The organism is Neorhizobium galegae bv. orientalis str. HAMBI 540, from assembly GCF_000731315.1.
GTDB lineage: Bacteria > Pseudomonadota > Alphaproteobacteria > Rhizobiales > Rhizobiaceae > Neorhizobium > Neorhizobium galegae.
In genome coordinates this window covers 4,082,989-4,102,033 of the sequence record NZ_HG938353.1, presented here as the reverse complement: position 1 = coordinate 4,102,033, position 19,045 = coordinate 4,082,989, and the positions used below count along the sequence as shown (strand labels likewise).

Below are 19,045 nucleotides of genomic sequence, written 5' to 3'. Positions count from 1 at the left end.
AAAGGAGCGTCGGCCCCTGGTCGGTCAGAGCCGTTCGGCTGCCGTCTTGGCCAGATGCGTAAACTCCGCGACGACCTGGTCGTAGACCGCGCGCTTGAATGGCACGATCAGGCTGGGCAGTTCCGCCATCGGCTTCCATTCCCAGGCATCGAATTCCGGTGCGTGTCCGCCCGGCGGCGAGTTGATGGCGATCTCGCTCTCGTCGCCATCGAAGCGGAAAGCGAACCAGCGCTGGGTCTGGCCGCGATATTTTCCCTTCAACCCAATGCCGATCAGATGCGCGGGCAGATCGTAATTGATCCAATCCTGCGCCTCGGCAAGCAAGGTGACGGAGCGCATCCCCGTTTCCTCGTAAAGCTCGCGACAGGCGGCGGGAAGCGGATCCTCGCCCTTGTCTATGCCGCCCTGCGGCATCTGCCAAAGCTGCGGCGAACCATCATATTCGCTATTGCCTTCGCTGATGCGCCGGCCGGCCCAGACAAGGCCCGCGCGGTTCAGAACCATGATGCCGACGCAGGGGCGATAGGGAAGTTCCTCGGCGACGACCGAGCGTTTGTCTTTCTTGCTCATGGATAACTCCGATCGATCACGGTTCGACGCTTTCGCTTGCAAGCGACGAGACGCCGACAATCTCGATCCCGCGCTGCGAGACTTCCTCGCTCCATTGCCTTATCGCATCGATGCTTTCGTCAAAAGCCGAAGCGATGCCGATTGCCGTTCCCTTGCGGCCGGCGATGCGCTCCAGTTCGTCAAGTTTCTTGAGGATGGCGTCCTTCTGCAACTGCCCGTCAAGCGTCAGATCGCCAAAGGCATGGGGCAGTTCGATCGCCTTGGCAACGATCGCCGTCTTCGACTGCGCTGATGTCCCGTCGTCAAGGAAAAGCAGTCCCCGCTTGGAAATATCGCGCAGGACCGGTTCCAGCGCGCCGGCATCCGAGAGATAGCGGCCGCCGAGATAGTTCATGACGCCGGTATAGTTGGTGATCTCACCCATGGCCTGATGGAGGCGGCCGAGATTATCCTTGGCCGAGATCTTGGTCAGCAAAGTGCCGGGACCCGGATCGTTTGTCGGATAATCGAACGGTTCAAACGGCACCTGGATCAGGATTTCGTGACCGGCACGGCGGGCTTCCTGCATCCAGCGCTGCAGACTGTTGCCGCTGACGGCAAAGGCGAGCGTCACCGTGGGCGGCAGGTCGCGGATCGCCCGCTGGGTGCCTGTCTGGCTAAGGCCAAGACCACCGACGACGATTGCGATGCGGGTGCCGCGCGCGCCGGACCAGGGGCGCGCGTACTGGTCCATCGGACGCTGCCCGCCGGGACCGACAATCGGCAGCCGGCCAAGGGGCGAATTCTCCAGAAGCGCATCATTGGGTTGGGCAGCCATGCGGGGGTCCTGGCCGATCCGCTGGGTGCCGATCATCACCGGCCCGCTGCCATCGCGCGAGCGGGGCGTATACTTGGTCACGACCGACCCATCATCGGTGAGCGTCCGCTCGATATTGGCGCCGGAATTCGGATCTGATCGAGGCATGCCGGCAGATTGCTGTGCCGCGTTCGGGTCAGGTTTCGAAGGAGGCTGGGTCTGTTCGGGCTTGGAGGCGGGTGGAACGTTGGAAGCAACCCGCTTCAGGGCATCATCGCCGCGCATGGCGTAGAGCGAAAGTCCCAGGATGCCGGCAACCGCGAAAGCGGCAAAAACGATTGCAAAAGAAAACTTTCGGCTCCGTCGTCGAGCGGCCGGCCGGTTCTGTCCGAGCGGTGCATGGAGATCGGTGCCCAAGGTCTAGTCCGCGCTTTTCCTGCAGATACGAAGAACCGGCCAGCGCGGCGTCTTTTCGACGCGTCGCGCTGGCCGGCCCGATGATGTCTTTACTTCTTGATCGTGGCGGCGGCGGCCTTATCCGGGCTCGGCGGGAAGGATGAATCCTTCTTCACGCCGCGGAAGAGGTCGAGCGCATAGTTGAGCTGGATATCGTCCTTGGCTTCCGGCGGCACGTAGGCTGCGGAACCGGAACCTTCGTCGGTCTCGGCAGAACCCTGGATGTGGCCGCGCAGGCTGGATTCGCCTTCAGCCCTGATCTTGCCCTGCAGTTCCGGTGGCAGCGGCTGATCGACCTTGATATCCGGCTGGATGCCGGTGCCCTGGATCGACTTGCCCGACGGCGTGTAATAGAGCGCGGTCGTCAGACGCAGCGCGCCGGCATCGCCGAGCGGGATGATCGTCTGAACCGAACCCTTGCCGAAGGAGCGCGTGCCGAGAACCGTCGCACGACGCAGATCCTGGAGCGCGCCGGCGACGATTTCCGAAGCGGAAGCCGAACCGCCGTTGACGAGCACGATGACCGGCTTGCCATCGGTCAGATCACCCGGGCCGGCGTTGAAGCGGCGGGTTTCTTCGGCATTGCGGCCGCGGGTGGAAACCACTTCGCCCCGTTCCAGGAAGGCGTCGGAAACATTGATCGCCTGGTCGAGCAGACCGCCCGGGTTGAGGCGCAGGTCGAGCACGTAGCCCTTCAGCTTGTCGGCCGGGACATCTGCCTTGATCTTCTTGATCGCCTTTTCAAGGTCGTCATAGGTCTTCTCGGTAAAGGAGATGACGCGGACATAACCGACATCGCCGCCTTCGACGCGGGACTTCACGGCGCGGACCGCGATGATGTCGCGAACAACAGTGATGTCGAGCGGCTTGTCGGCGCCCTGGCGGATGATCGTCAGCTTGATGGGCGTGTTGATGCCGCCGCGCATCTTTTCGACGGCGTCTTCGAGCTTCAGACCGCGCACCGGTGCGCCGTCGATCTCGGAGATGAGGTCGCCTGCCAGAATACCGGCCTTGGAGGCGGGCGTATCGTCGATCGGTGCGATGACCTTGACGAGTTCATTCTCCATCGTGACTTCGATGCCGAGGCCGCCGAACTCGCCACGCGTCTGCGTGCGCATGTCTTCGGCATCCTTGGCATTCATGAAGCTCGAATGAGGATCGAGCGAGGTCAGCATGCCGTTGATGGCGTTCTCGACCAGCTTTTCTTCATCCGGCGGCGTCACGTACTGGGCGCGGACCCGTTCGAACACGTCGCCAAAGATCGACAATTCCCTGTAGGTCGAAGGGCCGGCGGCCTGCGCCGGCACACCGGCCGAATAAATCACGCTCATCGCGGTCGCACCCAAGAGTGCACCGACGATGACAAGAGAAGCCCTACGAATCATTTCGTGCCCTTCCAGTTTCTTTCGAGGTCCACCACGGTTTGGAATCGACCGGTGTGCCATCTTTTCGGAATTCAATGTAAAGCGTTGGACGATCTGTTTCCAGCGCCAATGCAGTTGCGCTTGCCACTCTTTTCTCACCCATCACGGCGATGGGTTCGCCTGCGAAAACGAACTTGCCCTGCCGCGCATTCACTACATCCATGCCGGTCAGAACCAGATGGTATCCGTCTCCGGCATTGAGGATGATCATTTGGCCGTAGCTCCGGAAGGCCCCGGCGAAGACCACCAGTCCGTCAGCCGGCGCCGTCACCACTGCCCCCGCATTCGAAGCGACAGTTATGCCTCTCGCCGTGTGCCCCGTCCCATCGGCGTCGCCGAACCACCGCAATACATCTCCGGCAACCGGAAGCTCCAGCTTCTGCTTGAGGCTTGAAAACGCGTATGCGGGCGCAATGCGGTTTTTGTCGGGCACACCGCTTTGGGCCAGCTGCTTTGCCTTTTCACGCTCGGCGTCGGACATCATGCGCTGGCGCTCTTCCTCGGCGCGCGTCCGGTCGATTGCCTCGCGCACCGAGGCGATGTCGCCTTCGAACGTTTGAATGAGGTTCTCAAGCGTGGTAGCGCGTCCGGCAAGCTCCTCGGAGCGGCGGCGCTCGGCGTCGAGATCGGCCGCGTTGCGCTTGTTCAACTTTTCGTTTTCGGCAAGCAGCAGATCCATGCGCCGGTCCTCTTCGAGGCTCGCGGCGATGGTGCTGGAGACGGTCGTCTTCTCGGTCATCGCCGAAGCCTGCAGGGAGGCCAGCGACTGAAGATCCGCAACGAGCTTGTCCGCCTCGTGACGCATGCCGGGAACGACGGCGCCGAGCAGGATCGCGCTTCGAACCGAGGCGAGCGCATCATCGGGCGTCACCAGAAGTGCCGGAGGAGGGTTGCGGCCCATGCGCTGCAGGGCTGCGAGCACTTCGGCCAGCACCGCGCGGCGGCCGCGCAGGGAGGTGCGGATACCGTCCTCCTTGAGCTTCAGTTCGGTGATCTTCTTTTCGCTGTCGAGGATCTTGGTTTCCAGACCTCTGCGGCGTGCCGCCGAATCGATCAGCGCCTGGCGGACATCGGCGGTGTTCTTCCTGATATCGGCGATGTTTTTTTCAATGGCGGCAGCCCGGTCGCCCGAAATCTTCATGCTCTTGGTCAGAACTTCAAGCTCGCCGCGGGTTTCGTTGCGTCGGCGCTGCAGATCGGCTGTCGGATCGACTGCGCCTGAAGGGGCGGCCTGGGGCGCCATTGGCGATGTTGCGCTCTGGGCGCGCGCGGTATTGGAGATCTGGAAGGGCGGGACCAGCGCAAAACCGAGAGCCGCCGCCAGAAGCAGCGCGCGCCGGTACGATGTGATACTGATTGTCCGCATTCCCGCTCCGCTCATCGTCGGATCGAGAAAGCCTAAGCTGATTTGCCCGACGAGGCCACAAACAACATCGTGTTTGAAGGTAAACGATCGCTTAAGCTCGGTGATAGGGATGGCCCGAAAGAATAGTGACCGCGCGGTAAAGCTGTTCGGCAATCAGAATGCGCACCAGCTGATGCGGCCAAGTCATCGAGCCGAGGTTGAGCACCATGTCGGCCCGGTCGCGGAGTTGCGGATCCAACCCGTCGGCACCGCCGATCGCCAGCATCAGGTCGCGTTTGCCGCCGTCGCGATATCTGCCGATCACACCGGCGAAAGCTTCGCTGTCGAGCGCCTTGCCGCGTTCGTCGAGAAGAATGAGAACCGCGCCTTCGGGAAGCGCCTTTTCGAGCGCACCGGCTTCCTCGCGCTTGCGGGTATCGGCATTCGCCGCCCGGCTTTCCTGGATCTCGATCAGTTTCGACAATTCGAGACCCACCGCCGGGCCAGTCTTGGCAAAGCGGTCGAGATATCGGGACGCAAGCTCCTTCTCCGGTCCGGTCTTCAGCCGTCCCACGGCGAAAAGGCTTATTCGCATGTCCTGATCCGTTGATTTTGCGGCCGAAAATTTCACCCTGCGGCGAGTTGGCACCCAGCCGCGTGATTCGACCTCAGTCCGACCGGTTCAGAACATGCCCGAACCCGTCAGTGCAGCAGCGTGCCTTCCTCGATATCCGGCGTCGCCCACATTTTTTCGATGTTGTAGAACGCGCGGATTTCAGGCCGGAACACGTGGACGATGATGTCACCGGTGTCAATGAGCACCCAGTCGCCGGTCTCCTGCCCTTCGACGCGGGCGTTGCCAAGCCCCTCGTCCTTCAGGTCGGAAATCAGGTGATCGCTGATGGCCATGACATGCCGGTTCGATCGTCCGGAGACAACGACCATATAGTCCCCGAGCGCTGATTTTCCAGCAATGTTGATGGTGACGATGTCTTCAGCTTTGGAGTCCTCGAGACTTGCGAGGACCAGTTCGAGAGCACGGGCGGCGGCATCGGCGCCACGTTCCAGGCTCTGCGGGAGAACGGAGGCCGTTCTGCCCTTGGCGTGTACTGTTGTCAGGGTTTGTCCTTTCATCCGGGTAACAGCAACAGGCACTTGAAGCGAATCCGATTCACGCTCGGCCGCTGCATTTAAGGTGGCATCGAATTCTTAATCTTTCAAGAGAGCGTCCGAAAAGGTGATAGAAAGATGTAGACCCCTTTCGGGCGGCAGCTTGGCCGGCGTTAGTCCGATTTCTGGTCGTTTGCGGCGCGAATCGCCGTGGAGCTCAGCGCCGAACGCGGGCCGTGGATGAAGGTCCAGGCCGGTGCGCGCCGCTTCCAGAGTGTGCCCGCGTCATCCTCGTCCACCCGGGCGTAATCGAAGGTGCGGGCCATTTTCGACGACAGGAACGACAAAGTCGCTCCGGGGCGGTCGATAACGGCGATCGGGAAGGTCGAGGCGATCGACTGCCACTTCTGCCACAAATGAAAGGTCTTCAGGCTGTCGGCGCCCATCACCCAGACGAAATGCACGAGCGGGTTCTTGGCCTTCACGAAGGAGAGCGTATCGGCGGTATAGGAGCCGCCGAGCGTCTTTTCGAAGGCTGTGATCTTGATGCGAGGGTCGTCGATCAGCTTTTCGCTCATCGCCAGCCGGTCGTCGAGCGAAGCAAGTTCGGAACGGCTTTTCAGCGGGTTGCCGGGGGTCACCATCCACCAGAGCTGGTCGAGGCCGAGCCGGCGAAGCGCAATCTCTGCGACCAGGAGGTGGCCCTCATGCGGCGGATTGAACGAACCGCCGAACAGGCCGACGGCCATGCCCCGTTCGGCATGCGGCATGACCAGATATCGGCGATCGATCGTCTCTTCCGTCACGCGCGGTCAGGGCCGGATCTGGCCGGTGCCGTGCACCCGGTATTTGAACGAGGTCAGCTGCTCGACGCCGACCGGGCCGCGCGCATGCATCTTGCCGGTCGAAATGCCGATCTCGCCACCCATGCCGAACTCGCCGCCATCGGCGAACTGGGTGGAGGCATTGTGCAGCAGGATGGCCGAATCGAGTTCGTTGAAGAAACGGGAGACGACCTCAGGATCCTCGGCGATCACCGCCTCCGTATGGTTCGAGGAATAGGTGTTGATGTGGCGGATGGCGCCGGAAATACCGTCGACGATCGCGACCGAGATCACCGCGTCGAGATATTCGGTGCGCCAGTCCTCTTCCGTCGCCGGCTTGAAGCCCGGAAAGACCTTGAGAACGGTGGCCGAGCCGCGGATTTCGCAGCCGGCTTCCGTCAGCGCTTCGAGGATAGGCATTAGATGCGTGCCGATCCCGGCACTGTCGATCAGCAAGGTCTCGGCCGCGCCGCAGACGCCGGTGCGTCGCATCTTGGCGTTGACGACGATCTTTTTCGCCATCTCCAAGTCCGCGGAGGCGTCCACATAGATATGGCAGAGGCCTTCGAGATGGGCGAAGACCGGCACACGCGCCTCGTTCTGGACACGCGCGACGAGGCTCTTGCCGCCGCGCGGCACGATTACATCGATCGCGCCGTTCAGGCCCGACAGCATAGCGCCGACGGCGGCGCGGTCGGTAGTGGGCACGATCTGGATTGCATGTTCGGGAAGTCCGGCAGCTTTCAGACCAGCCACAAGGCAATCATGGATCGCTTCCGACGACCGGGCCGAATCCGAACCGCCCCGCAAGATCACGGCATTGCCGGCCTTGAGGCAGAGCGCGCCGGCATCGGCGGTGACGTTCGGGCGGCTTTCATAGATCACGCCGATGACACCGAGCGGCGTGCGAACGCGCTCGATATGAAGGCCGTTCGGGCGGTCCCAGGCGGCGATGACTTCGCCAACCGGATCCTTGAACTCGGCGATTTCGCGCAGTGCCTGCGCCATGCCGGCAATCGATTTTTCGGTGAGCGTCAGCCGGTCGATGAAGGACGGCAGCAGGTCCTTGCCCTCGACGCTTTTCAGGTCGGCGGCATTGGCGGCAAGGATCCTGTCCTTGGCGGCAAGGATCGCGTCCGCCATGGCGTGGAGCGCCTTGTTCTTCGCGTCGGTCGAAGCCGTTGCAAGCTGGCGTGCCGCAGCCTTTGCATTGCGGCCGATCTGGTCCATCACAACGGCGACGTCGCCGGTCTTCGCGACCATATCAAGCATGGGCGGCATCCTCCTTGCGATCTTCTTTTTTGTCTTTACGTTTCGCCGGCCCGGTCATCACCAGATCGTCGCGATGGACCATGGCGGCGCGGCCGGCATAACCGAGGATCGCCTCGATCTCGCCGGACTTGCGGCCGGTGATCTGGCGGGCCTCTTCTGCGTCATAGCTCACAAGGCCTCGGGCGATCTCGCGACCGTCGACGCCGATGATCGCGACGGTGTCGCCGCGATGGAACTGGCCGTCGATGCGGCGCACGCCGGCCGGCAGAAGGCTCTTGCCGGTGCCGAGCGCGGTTTCGGCGCCCTCGTCGACGAAGAGTTCGCCGGCCGGCTGAAGCTGGCCCGCGATCCAGGTTTTCCGCGCAGTCACGGGGGTCCCGGAGGGGGCGAACCAGGAGGAGCGGGCGCCTTGCTCGATGGCGCGCAGCGGATGTTCCGTCTTGCCGGATGCGATGATCATGGCGCAGCCGGCGCCGGTGGCGATTTTGCCGGCATCGATCTTGGTGCGCATGCCGCCGCGCGACAGTTCGGACGCAGCGCCGCCGGCCATGGCTTCGATATCCGGCGTGATCGCGGGAACGACCTCCAGGAATTTTGCGTCGGGGTCGAGATGCGGCGGGGCAGTATAAAGGCCGTCGATATCGGATAAGAGCACCAGCAGGTCGGCGCTGGTCATGGTGGCGACGCGGGCGGCGAGGCGATCGTTATCGCCATAGCGGATTTCGGTCGTGGCGACCGTATCGTTCTCGTTGATGATCGGCACGGCGCCGATCTTCAGAAGCTGGTTGATGGTGGCACGGGCGTTGAGGTAACGGCGGCGCTCCTCCGTGTCGCCGAGCGTCAGCAGGATCTGGCCGGCCACGATGCCGTCGCGCGACAGGCTTTCCGACCAGGCGCGCGCAAGCGCGATCTGGCCGACCGCTGCTGCCGCCTGGCTTTCCTCGAGCTTCAGCGCGCCCGAGGGCAGGTCGAGCACGGTGCGGCCCATGGCGATCGCGCCCGAAGAGACGACCAGAACGTCGATGCCCCTCGCTTTCAATGCGGCGATATCGGCGCAGATGGCGTCGAGCCATTGCGATTTCAGGCCCGTCTTGCGGTCGACGAGCAGCGCCGAGCCGATCTTGATGACGATGCGGCGATGACTGGCGAGCGGTTTACGGGTAGCCGTCATGCATCCTCATCCTCATCGAAATCCTGGATGGGGGTCGAGCGATCGGGCAGTGCGGTGTCGTTGACGCCGCTCGCCTCGACGATGACGTCGCGCAGCGCGCGCAGCACCTCGGTCATCCCCTTGCCGGTGACGGCGGAGATCAGGAACGGTGTCTGGCCGCAGGCCTTTTCCAGCTCCTTCGCCTTTTTCTTCAGTTCCTTGTCGTCGAGCACGTCGATCTGCGACAGCGCCACGATGACCGGCTTGTCGATCAGGCCACCGCCATAGGCTTCCAGTTCATGCTTTACTGTCTTGTAGGCCTTGCCGACCTTTTCCTCGACGGAGGAGACCAGATGCAGCAGCACGCGGGTGCGTTCGACATGGCCTAGGAACCGGTCGCCGATGCCGACACCCTCATGGGCGCCTTCGATCAGGCCCGGGATATCGGCCAGAATAAATTCCCGGCTATCGATGGTGGCTACACCAAGATTGGGATGCAGCGTCGTGAACGGGTAGTTGGCGATCTTCGGGCGCGCGCGGGTGACGCTGGCAAGGAAGGTCGACTTGCCGGCATTCGGCATTCCGACGAGGCCGGCATCGGCGATCAGCTTCAGCCGCAGCCAGATGGTTTTTTCCTCGCCCTCAAGGCCAGGATTGGCCCAGTTTGGCGCCTGGTTGGTCGCGCTCTTGAAATGGGTGTTGCCGAAGCCGCCATTGCCGCCCTTGGCGAGCCGGAACCTCTGGCCTTCGCGGGTGAGGTCGATGATCAGCGTCTCGTTGTCTTCCTCGAAGATCTGGGTGCCGACAGGCACTTTCAACGTCACCTCGCCGCCGTTGGCACCGGTGCGGTTGCGGCCCATGCCATGGGTGCCGGTCTGGCCCTTGAAATGCTGCTGGAAGCGGAAGTCGATCAGCGTGTTGAGTCCGTTGACGGCCTCCACCCAGACATCGCCGCCGCGCCCGCCATCACCGCCATCAGGTCCGCCGAACTCGACGAACTTTTCCCGCCGGAACGAGACCGCGCCCGCGCCGCCGTCGCCGGAGCGGATATAGACTTTTGCCTCGTCGAGAAATTTCATCTTGTCGCCGTCAGTCTTGTGTTAGTCGGGATGCCTGTCGCTTCAGGTCGGGCGCTCAGTGCATGTCGATAGGGGTTTCGATATCGTCGGTTGGGGCGGAGGTCAAAGAATATCATGAAGTTCGTCAGCTATAACATCCAATACGGGATCGGCATGGATGGTGTGTTCGATCCCGAACGCATCGCCGCGAGTATCGAGGGAGCGGATGTCATCGCGCTTCAGGAAGTGACCCGCGGTTTCCCCAGGAATGGCCATGTCGATCTCGTTGCCCGTTTCTCGGATCTGTTTCCGGACCATTTCCATGTCTATGGCGCACCTTGCGACCTGCTGCTCGACGTATCTATCGAGAACGGCCGCCGTATCGAGCGCCGTTTTCAGTTCGGCAACATGATCCTGTCGCGCTGGCCGATCCTTTCCACCCGTCATCTTCTGCTGCCCCGCAGCCGCACCGTGGAGATGCTCAACCTGCAGCGCGGAGCGCTGGAAGCGGTGATCGTCGCACCCGGCGGACCGCTCCGGGTTTATTCCGTCCACCTCGATCATGTCTCTCCCGATGAACGGCTCGGCCAGATCCGTTATCTCAAGGAGCGGGTGCTGAACTTCGTCTCCGAGGGCGGTTCGTTGACCGGCGCCGCCGAAGAAGGTTTCCCCGATCTGCCGCTGCCGGAGGATTTCCTGCTGATGGGGGATTTCAACATGGAGCCGGAATCGACCGAATATATCGCCATGGCCGGTCAGCGGGACCGTTATTACGGCCGCATCCTGCGCGCCAACGAACCCGTCGACGTGCTGGACCGCTCCGGATCGTTGACGCCGGAGAGCTATACCTGGGCGAAGCCGCCGGGCGACGGGCCGATAAAGATGCATCTCGATCATTGCTTCGTGAATGCCGGGCTGGTGCCGCGGCTGAAAAACGCCTGGGTCGACAATGAGGCGCCTGGTTCCGACCATTTTCCGCTCTGGGTCGAGGTCGAGTGAATGATCCGGCGGAGTTTCCTCCGCCGGATCTTACCTGAGCGTCACGGTCGGACCGGCCGCCGGAAATCCTCGGGCAGCAGCATGGTCTCGATATGCGGCGCCATCCTATTGCGGGACAGACTGAAGAGCTGGCTCGCATCGACGATGGTGAAACCGAGTTTCTTCTGGACGTTCAGCGAAGCGAGGTTGTCCGCAAAGGCGCCGGAAAACACCTGCGCCTCCGGCATCCGTCGGAAGAAACGCTCCAGCGTCCCGGCCGCCGCTTCCGTCATATAACCCCGGTCCCAGTAAAGCCGGTTCAGCCAGTAACCGAGATGCCACAGGCCCCGCCTCAGTTCCAGGCTGACGACGCCGATATGGGCGTCATCGCCGGTGGTGATCGCCAGCGTCCAGTCCGGCAGGATGCCGGATGCATGCGGGACGAGCCAATCCAGCGCGTCCTGACGGTCATAGGGCTGCGGCACCCGCGCCAGCATGCGGGCGACCTTGAAATCGCCAAGCGATTCGGCAATTGCCGTCGCATCGGTGATCTTGTGCGGGCGAAGCACCAGCCTTTCCGTGGTGATGACCGGGCAGGGGCCGGGCATCGTCGCGGTCGTGCTCGTCTTCCGGAGAACGGCGGCGTTCATCGCAGTTCTCCCCAGCTTCTCAAGGACATCCAGGTCTTGCGGTCGAGCCGGAACCACTCGACGGCAACCATGCCGCCGAGCGCCAGGCAATCGATCATGCCGGTACCCTGGAACTGGAAGCCGCATTTCTGGATCACCCGCCGGGAGGCGATGTTGGTTACCCGGCAGCGGGCATCGATATGGTCGATGTTGTTGCGGGTGCGGAAGGCCATGTCGATCAGGGCATGGGCGGCTTCCGTGGCATAACCCCTGTTCCAATAGGGTTCTCCCAGCCAATAGCCGAGTTCGAGCGTTCTTTCGTCCTGTTGCGGTTCGAGTGCGCAGCAACCGAGAAAGGCGCCGTTGTCTCCTCGCGTGATGGCGTAGACGCATTTGCCAATCTCGCCGGCCTTCGTGCGTCGCACGAAATCGGCTGCGTCTTTAGCCGTATAGGGATGCGGCATACGCGACACCATGGTCGCGATATTCGCATTGTTGGCGAGATGGGCAAGTGCGTCGATGTCTTCTTCGTGGGGCGTGCGCAGAACTAATCTCTGCGACAGTAAGACGGGGCAATCGCTTCTCGGCCGGTCGGGTCTTAACCGTTCCTCTGGCGGCCGGGATTGGCTCGCCCTCAGTAGTTCGCCTTGCATGTTCAGTCCTCCTGTTGGGGAAAAGAAAAAGGGAAGATGGTGGTGTCCCATCTTCCCTTTTTCTGACTGAACCTTTGGGCGCTCAGCCGGGTCGATGTGACACCGGCTGCTAAAAACGCTTACCGGCTTTATTCTGCTGCTTCGGCTTTCGGCATTACGGACACGAACACGCGACCATTGGCCTTGGTTCGGTAATTCACGTTGCCGGCGGTAAGCGCAAAAATGGTGTGGTCCTTACCGAGGCCGACGTTCTGGCCCGGATGCCACTGCGTACCGCGCTGGCGCACGATAATGTTGCCCGGAATGACGGCTTCGCCGCCGAACTTCTTCACGCCAAGGCGCTTGGAATTCGAATCGCGACCGTTGCGCGACGAACCGCCAGCTTTTTTATGTGCCATTGGAGTTCTCCTTTACCCTTCGAAACCCGTTGTTAAGCCAAGATGTCCGTGATGCGGACAACCGTGTGATGCTGGCGATGGCCGCGAATCCGCTTGGAATTCTGACGGCGACGCTTCTTGAAGGAAAGAACCTTCTTGCCGCGATTATGCTCGACCACTTCGGCCTTGACCGTCGCACCCGCAACAAAGGGAGCGCCGAACTTGGCATCGGCGCCAACGCCGACAACCAGGATTTCGTTAAATTCTACGACAGAACCAGCTTCGGCTTCCAGCTTTTCGATGGTGAGCACGTCGTTGGCTGCCACGCGGTACTGTTTACCGCCGGTCTTGATGACTGCGAACATTTTTTATCCTTTCATGTTCGTTCCGGCTCTGCCTTCAGAAAGGCGGCCGTCTTTTTATCAGTCGGGCTCTAGCAGGGTTTCGAAAGATGCGATCTTTTAGAACTTGCCTGCCGGTGGAATTCGTGTGGTTGTTCCAACAACCTCCACACAAACAAAGAGGCATGGATACTTTTCCACGCCTGATCGCGAGCGGACATACGCGAGCGACAAAAAACTGTCAAGACGAAAGGATATAAAGACTTGCCATTCGCCCCTTGCCAGCCCCATGTTTGCCCGCTATGAGAACGCCCGCGCTGACCAACGCGTCATCACGTCTTAAGCGGAGAGGTGGCTGAGTGGTCGAAAGCACCGCACTCGAAATGCGGCATACGGGCAACCGTATCGTGGGTTCGAATCCCACCCTCTCCGCCATAATTACCTTGGTCCGTTCTGGATCACCCTTTACCTCATCCGCCTGCCACCGTCATTTCCTGAGCGCGCGCTCCTTTGAGCTGATCGACCGTTTGCATTCCGGATCGGGCAGACTGCAGGGGCCATTGCGTAGATGGCGTATTTCCATAAATCTACTTTCCGTCGCCGGGATTAATATTCAGGCCATATGAAGTATTCGCAACTACCAATTGTTATTAATTTTTAGATGCGCGCGCTCATTTATTAAATTTTTATTCAAATATTGTCCCGCATTCTAGCAAGTGTGCAGTGCCGCACATTTCCACGCGCAGGATGCGCTTTTTTCATTCAGAATCATTTCTCCCGGTCGCTTGATGCGTCTCACTTACCCCTGGAACGAACATGAAAAATCTGAGGATTTCAAACCAGCTCGTGCTGCTGGTTCTGGCTCTGATCGCCGGCTTCGCCGTCGTGACCTATTTCGAACTCCAGGCCTCGACGCGGGCTATCTATGCCGAGCGATATGGAATGCTGCGGACCCAGGTGGAGTCGGGCATTGGCATCCTCAAGAAGTTCCAGCAGCGTGAGGCGGCCGGTGAACTGACCCGCGTGGAAGCCCAGAAACAGGCCTTCGCCGCAGTTTCCGCCATGAGCTTCCAGCCTGACGGCTATCTTTTCTCCTATGACTACGACGTGAAGATGTTGATGCATCCTGATCCGAAGAAGATTGGAGAAAACGGCAAGGGCAAACCCGATTCTGCCGGGAAGCTGTTCCGCGACGAAATGGTCTCCGTTGGCAGGGCCGGCGGTGGAATTGTCGATTATATGAGCACGAGCAAGCCCGGCCAGCCTGATGGGGACTTTTCGAAGAGCTCCTATGCGAAGGCATTCGAACCATGGCAGATGGTACTTGCGACGGGCGTCTACACCGATGACCTGCAGGCACAGATCCGCGGAATGGTGCTGGATGCCCTCGCTATCGGTGCCCTCGCGTTGATCATCGCCCTTGGCGCCGCCTATGTGGTGATCCGCGGCATCACCAAGCCTCTGGCCGCCGTGCATGGCACGCTTCAGGCCGTCGCCGACGAAAACGTCACGATCGCCATCCCGCACACGGACATGTCGAACGAAGTGGGGATGATGGCGAAGGCCACCCAGGCGCTGCAGGAAAAGATCCGCGAACGCCATGCCATGGCCGCCCGCCAGGAAGACCAGCGCCAGGAGCTCGACCGCGAGCGCCAGCAGAATCTCGATCTGCAGCAGCAGGAAGCCGCAAGCCAGGCCCGCGTCGTCTCCACCATCGGCGAAGCGCTGGAATCACTCGCCCATAGCGACCTGACGATCCGCTGCGCCGATCTCGGCCCGCGTTACGAAACCTTGCGCCACAACTTCAACGAGGCGCTCGTCCATCTCGAAGCCGCGATGAGCAAGGTCAATGCCAAGGGCATCGATATCGGCGGTTCCAAGGAGGAAATCCGCCGCGCTTCGAACGAGTTGTCGCAGCGCACCGAACGCCAGGCCGCCAATCTCGAAGAGACGTCGGCCGCCCTCGACGAACTCGCCGTCGCCGTCCGCCAGACGGCAGAAGGTGCACATGAGGCCGCCCAGCGGGTCACCTCGGTCAGCGCCGAGGCCAACCGCTCCGACCAGATCGTCGCCCAGGCGATCGATGCGATGGGCGGTATCGAACATTCGTCCGACGAGATCTCCAAGATCATCGGCGTGATCGACGACATCGCCTTCCAGACCAACCTGCTGGCGCTCAATGCAGGCGTCGAAGCGGCCCGCGCCGGGGAATCCGGCAAGGGTTTTGCGGTCGTCGCCCAGGAAGTGCGCGAACTCGCCCAGCGCTCCGCCGCTGCGGCAAAGGAGATCAAGGACCAGATCTCGCGTTCTTCCGGCCAGGTGCAGAACGGCGTGCGCCTCGTCGGCGAAGCCGGCGAAGCGCTGAAGCGGATCTCCAGCCAGGTGAAGGCGGCGAGCGACATCGTCGGCAAGATCGCCCATTCGGCTTCCGAGCAGGACACCACGCTGCGTTCGATCTCGTCATCGCTGAACCAGCTCGACGCGGCAACCCAGCACAATGCGGCGATGGCGGAAGAGACCACCGCCTCGGCCGAGGCGCTTGCCGCCGACACCGACGAACTCTTGAACCTGATCAGCAGCTTCCGCATCAGTGCCAACCAGGACACCGGCTACAATGCCGGCGCCGGCAGCCTCAACCGCGTCGCCCAGAAGATGCGCCGGGCCAGCTGACGCCAATCCAACAGATGGCCCCATACAGGGGACGGAGGAACCGCCGGGTCGAAAGAGCCGGCGGTTTTTGTTTGGGGAGTCGGATCAGGCGGCGGCAATCCAGGAATAACGGAAGCCCTGGGAAGAGCTCGGCCACTTTCGTGCCGACGCCTTGAAATCGCGATGAGCGGCGCACTCGCACGACAGTAGAAGCAGAAGCCCCAAAAGGCTCTCGTGAGAGGCTATTGGCTGCGGTGGCGGCAATTTCAGCGGAGCATTGACGGAATGTTGATCTGGTGAAATTTTTCGCCGTATTACAGTTATGGAAGAATGTGCGGGCGGGGAACCTTTTGAAGGTGCCGGCATTCTTCATTTTCGGCCGGAAGACGAGGCGGACATGCGATCAGTGAGGATGACCGAGGAACTGTGGCAGCATCTGCTTTCGCTTCGCGAAGGATCCCTGCGCCCGGTGGCGCTCTCCGCCTGTGTCGATGGTTCCGGTCTCTCGCTCTACAGGCCGATCGCGGTCCGCGGCGGGCCGCTGGTTCTGGCGCAGGTCGGCCAGTCTCTGGATGGCCGCGTCGCGACGCCGACCGGCGACGCCCAGGATGTGTCCGGCTGTGATGGGATTGCCCATCTGCACCGGTGCCGGGCGCTGGTGGATGCAGTGATCGTCGGGGTCGGAACGGTCGTTGCCGACAATCCCAGTCTTTCGGTCCGTGCCGTCAGCGGCAGAAACCCGGTGCGCATCGTGGTGGATTGCAATGGCCGCATGCCCGAGCGGGCCAAGATGCTGCATGACGGGGGCGCGCCCGTGCATGTCATGCAGGCCGACGACGTTCCGCTCCGCAACGTCCGGTATCGGACCATTCGGCTGCCTCGCCAGGTGGATGGAGGACTTGCTCCGCGGGATATTCTTGCGGCGCTCGCCGAACGCGGCCTGACGACCGTTTTGGTCGAAGGCGGCGCAACTACGATTTCCCGCTTCGTCGATGCGCAACTAATCGACCGGCTGCATGTCTCGGTCGCGCCGATCATCATCGGCTCAGGCCCCGCCGGTATCCGGCTTTCGCCGATCGACCGGTTGTCGGAAGCTCGCCGGCCGGAGGTTCAGGTCTACAATATCGGCACGGATATCGTATTCGACTGCAATTTCCGCATTGAAGCGCAGCAGGTGGCCGCCTCAGCGGATCGCGAGGATGTCCTGATGGCCGACCTGGCATAGGCTGCCCTCGCGATCGACCATTTTCCGCCGGAAATCGGCCCAGTCGCGGAGTTCGCTCTCGTCGAGCTGGCCATATTCATAGACTGCACGCACCATACCGTCGAGGAAAAGACGCTGCAGGTCGCGATCGCTTACGGTCATCACCCATGGGCTTTCAGCCGTCGTCACCGTGTAGCCGCTCTCCCCGAGACAATCGGCCAGCGTCGCCCACGCCCGGGGCCCAAGCGAAAGTCCAAAACCCTTGTCGCTCAACTGGTGTGCGTTGAAGTGCGCAAGCACAGTCTCGTCGAGCGGATGCGGTTTCGACCAGCGCATCCGGCCGTCATAGTTGAGCGCCGCATAGAGGCTGGCGCCTCTCTGCGAAATGTGGGCGACGAAACGGCGAATGAACTGCTCGGAACAGAGGTCGAAGAGAGCGGAGGCGGTCACGAGGCCGACATCGGCGAGCGACAGAGCTTCGATCTCGTTGAGGTCGCCCCGAATAATCTCGACGGCCTCGCCATGCAAGCGATGGGCTTCGTCCAGAAGCCGCTGATCGTCGTCGAAAAGCCGAAACCGCGCCGGTTTTTGAAGTTTTGGCGAAAGCGCGCGAAAGGTCGAACCGGTGCCGCAGCCGATATCGAGTATCGTCGAGGGAGAGACGCTTTGGAGGGATTGGATCGCCGCTGCCAGCAAGTCCGCGTCCCGTGCGCGGCCGTCCACGGGTTCGCGTAGCGCCAGCCAATCCCTGTCGAAGCCGCTCATGACGCTCTTTCCATAAAATCGGAGATGATGACGGCTGTGTCCCGCCAGGACGGAAGCCTGGCACCGGCGATTGCGGCGGCATCGGCCATCGAAATGCGGGTTTCGGGCTCCTCCAGCAACCGTCGCAGAGCGGCGGCAAAAGCGTCCGGATCGCCCGGTGGCACGAGAAAGCCAGCGCCTTCCGGCACGACATCCGGCACGGCCCCTGCCGCGCAGCCGACGATCGGCAGGCCTTGGGCGAGCGCCTCGGCAAACACCATGCCATAACCTTCATAACGGCTTGCCAGCGCAAAGATGTCGGCTTTGGCGAATTCCAGACGGGTGTCGTCGATCTGGCCGGCAAGCTCGATGCGGTCACCGAGCCCGGACTGAGCAACCTGGCGTTCGAGTTCTGCAGCGACGCCGGGATCGAGCATCTTGCTGCCGACGATGCGGCAGGTCCACGGCAGATCGCGCAGCCTTTCGAGCGCAGAAATCAGTATGTCGTGGCCTTTGCGGCGGGTCAGCGTGCCGATGCTGAGGATCAGAGGCGGGTCGCCGCCACCAGCGGCCAGCAGTGCGGGATCCATGCCGGGAATGGCGACCACGATCCTTTCTGCCGGGACGGCGTAATTGGCGGCGAGTTCGGTGGCCGTCATATGCGAGGTGACGATAACGCCGCGGGTCTGCGCGAGCGCAGCCTTTTCGCGGGCGGCTAAAGCTTGTTGTCGTTCGCCATCGAGCCCTGTCTCCAGGGCCAGTGGGTGATGCACGAGCGCCATGATCTTCAAGCGTTTCGCCTCGCGCCCGGCCCATTCGCCCATCACGCCGAAGGCCAGGCCGTCGATCAGCACGAGGCTGTCATCGGCAAGGCCGGAGAGCATCCGCCCGGCATCATCGAGCTGTTTCGCGTTCGGATTCGGAAAGCCGTCGCCGAGGGAGATCAGTTCGACATTCCAGCCGAGATCGGCAAGGGCCGCGACGACACGCCGATCATAGCCGTAACCGCCGGTGCGGGTTTCGAGGTCGCCGGGATAGGCAAAGACGAGATCGCGGCTCACAGCTCGGCCTCGAACCAGCCGCGGGCGGTGTGTGATTCGTGCAGCATGACCCGCAGTTTGCGGATGCGCGCACCACCATCACCGAGCCGGCCGTTCCGGATGGCATCGGCGATGCGGTCGAAGATGTATTTGGCGAGGAATTCCGTCGTCGTCACCTTGCCGGCGAAAATCTCCAGCGTGTCGAGGTTCTGATAGTTGAGCGGCGCCAGCACTTCCTTCAGCAAGTCGGTGGCAAGCCCGATATCCACCGCAAGCCCGTTTTCGTCCAGATCGCTGGTGAAGAAGGCGGCGTCGACCATGAAGGTTGCCCCATGCATGCCTTGGGCGGGACCGAAAACCGGGCGGGGAAGACTATGCGCGATCATGATGTGATCACGGACTTCAACGGCGAACATGTGGGATTT

Annotated in this window: 20 protein-coding genes and 1 tRNA gene; 4 read left to right on the top strand and 17 right to left on the bottom strand. The window is 61.9% G+C overall.

Features of this window, described 5'->3' with window-relative positions:
* Positions 1-24 precede the first annotated feature (24 nt).
* From RG540_RS19800 to obgE, 10 genes are all read right to left on the bottom strand, one after another.
* Entirely contained in the window at positions 25-570 is a 546-nt protein-coding gene (locus tag RG540_RS19800) for an RNA pyrophosphohydrolase (protein ID WP_038591478.1), read from the bottom strand.
* A 16-nt stretch (positions 571-586) separates the two neighbouring features.
* Positions 587-1,783, bottom strand: coding sequence for a divergent polysaccharide deacetylase family protein (locus tag RG540_RS19795; protein ID WP_038591475.1), 1,197 nt, complete (start codon positions 1,781-1,783; stop codon positions 587-589).
* An 89-nt stretch (positions 1,784-1,872) separates the two neighbouring features.
* Complete coding sequence (locus RG540_RS19790) at positions 1,873-3,207, bottom strand: S41 family peptidase (RefSeq protein WP_038591472.1); 1,335 nt, start codon at positions 3,205-3,207, stop codon at positions 1,873-1,875.
* A complete protein-coding gene (locus RG540_RS19785; protein WP_046601259.1) occupies positions 3,197-4,612 on the bottom strand; it encodes a murein hydrolase activator EnvC family protein in 1,416 nt (471 codons plus the stop codon). Before RG540_RS19785 ends, RG540_RS19790 begins: the two co-directional genes overlap by 11 nt.
* 91 nt (positions 4,613-4,703) lie before the next feature.
* Complete coding sequence (rlmH, locus tag RG540_RS19780) at positions 4,704-5,186, bottom strand: 23S rRNA (pseudouridine(1915)-N(3))-methyltransferase RlmH (protein WP_038591469.1); 483 nt, start codon at positions 5,184-5,186, stop codon at positions 4,704-4,706.
* Positions 5,187-5,293: 107 nt separating this feature from the next.
* A complete protein-coding gene (gene rsfS, locus RG540_RS19775) occupies positions 5,294-5,725 on the bottom strand; it encodes a ribosome silencing factor (RefSeq protein ID WP_037086221.1) in 432 nt (143 codons plus the stop codon).
* A 149-nt stretch (positions 5,726-5,874) separates the two neighbouring features.
* Positions 5,875-6,471, bottom strand: coding sequence for a nicotinate-nucleotide adenylyltransferase (locus tag RG540_RS19770; RefSeq protein WP_244446697.1), 597 nt, complete (start codon positions 6,469-6,471; stop codon positions 5,875-5,877).
* A gap of 42 nt (positions 6,472-6,513) precedes the next feature.
* Positions 6,514-7,797, bottom strand: coding sequence for a glutamate-5-semialdehyde dehydrogenase (locus RG540_RS19765; protein WP_038591463.1), 1,284 nt, complete (start codon positions 7,795-7,797; stop codon positions 6,514-6,516).
* Positions 7,790-8,968 carry a glutamate 5-kinase gene (gene proB, locus RG540_RS19760; RefSeq protein ID WP_038591460.1) on the bottom strand — a complete coding sequence of 393 codons (1,179 nt, stop codon included), beginning with the start codon at positions 8,966-8,968 and terminating at the stop codon, positions 7,790-7,792. The genes RG540_RS19765 and proB overlap by 8 nt, the downstream gene beginning before the upstream one ends.
* The gene (obgE, locus tag RG540_RS19755; protein WP_038591457.1) at positions 8,965-10,026 is read right to left on the bottom strand and encodes a GTPase ObgE; all 1,062 of its coding nucleotides are present in this window, start codon (positions 10,024-10,026) and stop codon (positions 8,965-8,967) included. The genes proB and obgE overlap by 4 nt, the downstream gene beginning before the upstream one ends.
* A 114-nt stretch (positions 10,027-10,140) precedes the next feature.
* Between obgE and RG540_RS19750 the strand changes: the two genes are divergently transcribed.
* The gene (locus RG540_RS19750; protein WP_038591454.1) at positions 10,141-11,004 is read left to right on the top strand and encodes an endonuclease/exonuclease/phosphatase family protein; all 864 of its coding nucleotides are present in this window, start codon (positions 10,141-10,143) and stop codon (positions 11,002-11,004) included.
* A 41-nt stretch (positions 11,005-11,045) separates the two neighbouring features.
* Here the strand turns inward: RG540_RS19750 and RG540_RS19745 are convergent, their stop codons facing one another.
* From RG540_RS19745 to rplU, 4 genes are all read right to left on the bottom strand, one after another.
* A complete protein-coding gene (locus RG540_RS19745; protein ID WP_038591451.1) occupies positions 11,046-11,633 on the bottom strand; it encodes a GNAT family N-acetyltransferase in 588 nt (195 codons plus the stop codon).
* Positions 11,630-12,265 (bottom strand): GNAT family N-acetyltransferase, encoded by a 636-nt coding sequence (locus RG540_RS19740; RefSeq protein WP_038547209.1) that lies wholly within the window; start codon positions 12,263-12,265, stop codon positions 11,630-11,632. Before RG540_RS19740 ends, RG540_RS19745 begins: the two co-directional genes overlap by 4 nt.
* 128 nt (positions 12,266-12,393) lie before the next feature.
* Entirely contained in the window at positions 12,394-12,663 is a 270-nt protein-coding gene (gene rpmA / locus RG540_RS19735; RefSeq protein ID WP_007757411.1) for a 50S ribosomal protein L27, read from the bottom strand.
* Between the two features lie 32 nt (positions 12,664-12,695).
* Positions 12,696-13,007, bottom strand: coding sequence for a 50S ribosomal protein L21 (gene rplU / locus RG540_RS19730; RefSeq protein ID WP_007757413.1), 312 nt, complete (start codon positions 13,005-13,007; stop codon positions 12,696-12,698).
* 321 nt (positions 13,008-13,328) lie between these two features.
* Here rplU and RG540_RS19725 point away from each other — a divergent pair.
* The 3 genes from RG540_RS19725 to RG540_RS19715 all read left to right on the top strand — a co-directional run bounded on the left by RG540_RS19725 (position 13,329) and on the right by RG540_RS19715 (position 16,857).
* A tRNA-Ser gene (locus tag RG540_RS19725) sits at positions 13,329-13,418 on the top strand.
* Between the two features lie 381 nt (positions 13,419-13,799).
* Entirely contained in the window at positions 13,800-15,653 is a 1,854-nt protein-coding gene (locus RG540_RS19720; RefSeq protein WP_038591448.1) for a methyl-accepting chemotaxis protein, read from the top strand.
* Between the two features lie 376 nt (positions 15,654-16,029).
* Complete coding sequence (locus tag RG540_RS19715) at positions 16,030-16,857, top strand: RibD family protein (RefSeq protein ID WP_038594320.1); 828 nt, start codon at positions 16,030-16,032, stop codon at positions 16,855-16,857.
* Here the strand turns inward: RG540_RS19715 and RG540_RS19710 are convergent.
* Genes RG540_RS19710 through RG540_RS19700 form a run of 3 tightly spaced genes read right to left on the bottom strand, consistent with a single transcriptional unit; the run spans position 16,816 to position 19,036 of the window.
* Positions 16,816-17,601 (bottom strand): class I SAM-dependent methyltransferase, encoded by a 786-nt coding sequence (locus tag RG540_RS19710; protein ID WP_038591446.1) that lies wholly within the window; start codon positions 17,599-17,601, stop codon positions 16,816-16,818. The two genes, RG540_RS19715 and RG540_RS19710, sit on opposite strands and share 42 nt — an antisense overlap.
* Entirely contained in the window at positions 17,598-18,641 is a 1,044-nt protein-coding gene (locus RG540_RS19705; protein WP_038591444.1) for a glycosyltransferase family 4 protein, read from the bottom strand. Before RG540_RS19705 ends, RG540_RS19710 begins: the two co-directional genes overlap by 4 nt.
* A complete protein-coding gene (locus tag RG540_RS19700; RefSeq protein WP_038591442.1) occupies positions 18,638-19,036 on the bottom strand; it encodes a 6-pyruvoyl trahydropterin synthase family protein in 399 nt (132 codons plus the stop codon). Before RG540_RS19700 ends, RG540_RS19705 begins: the two co-directional genes overlap by 4 nt.
* Positions 19,037-19,045: the final 9 nt, after the last annotated feature.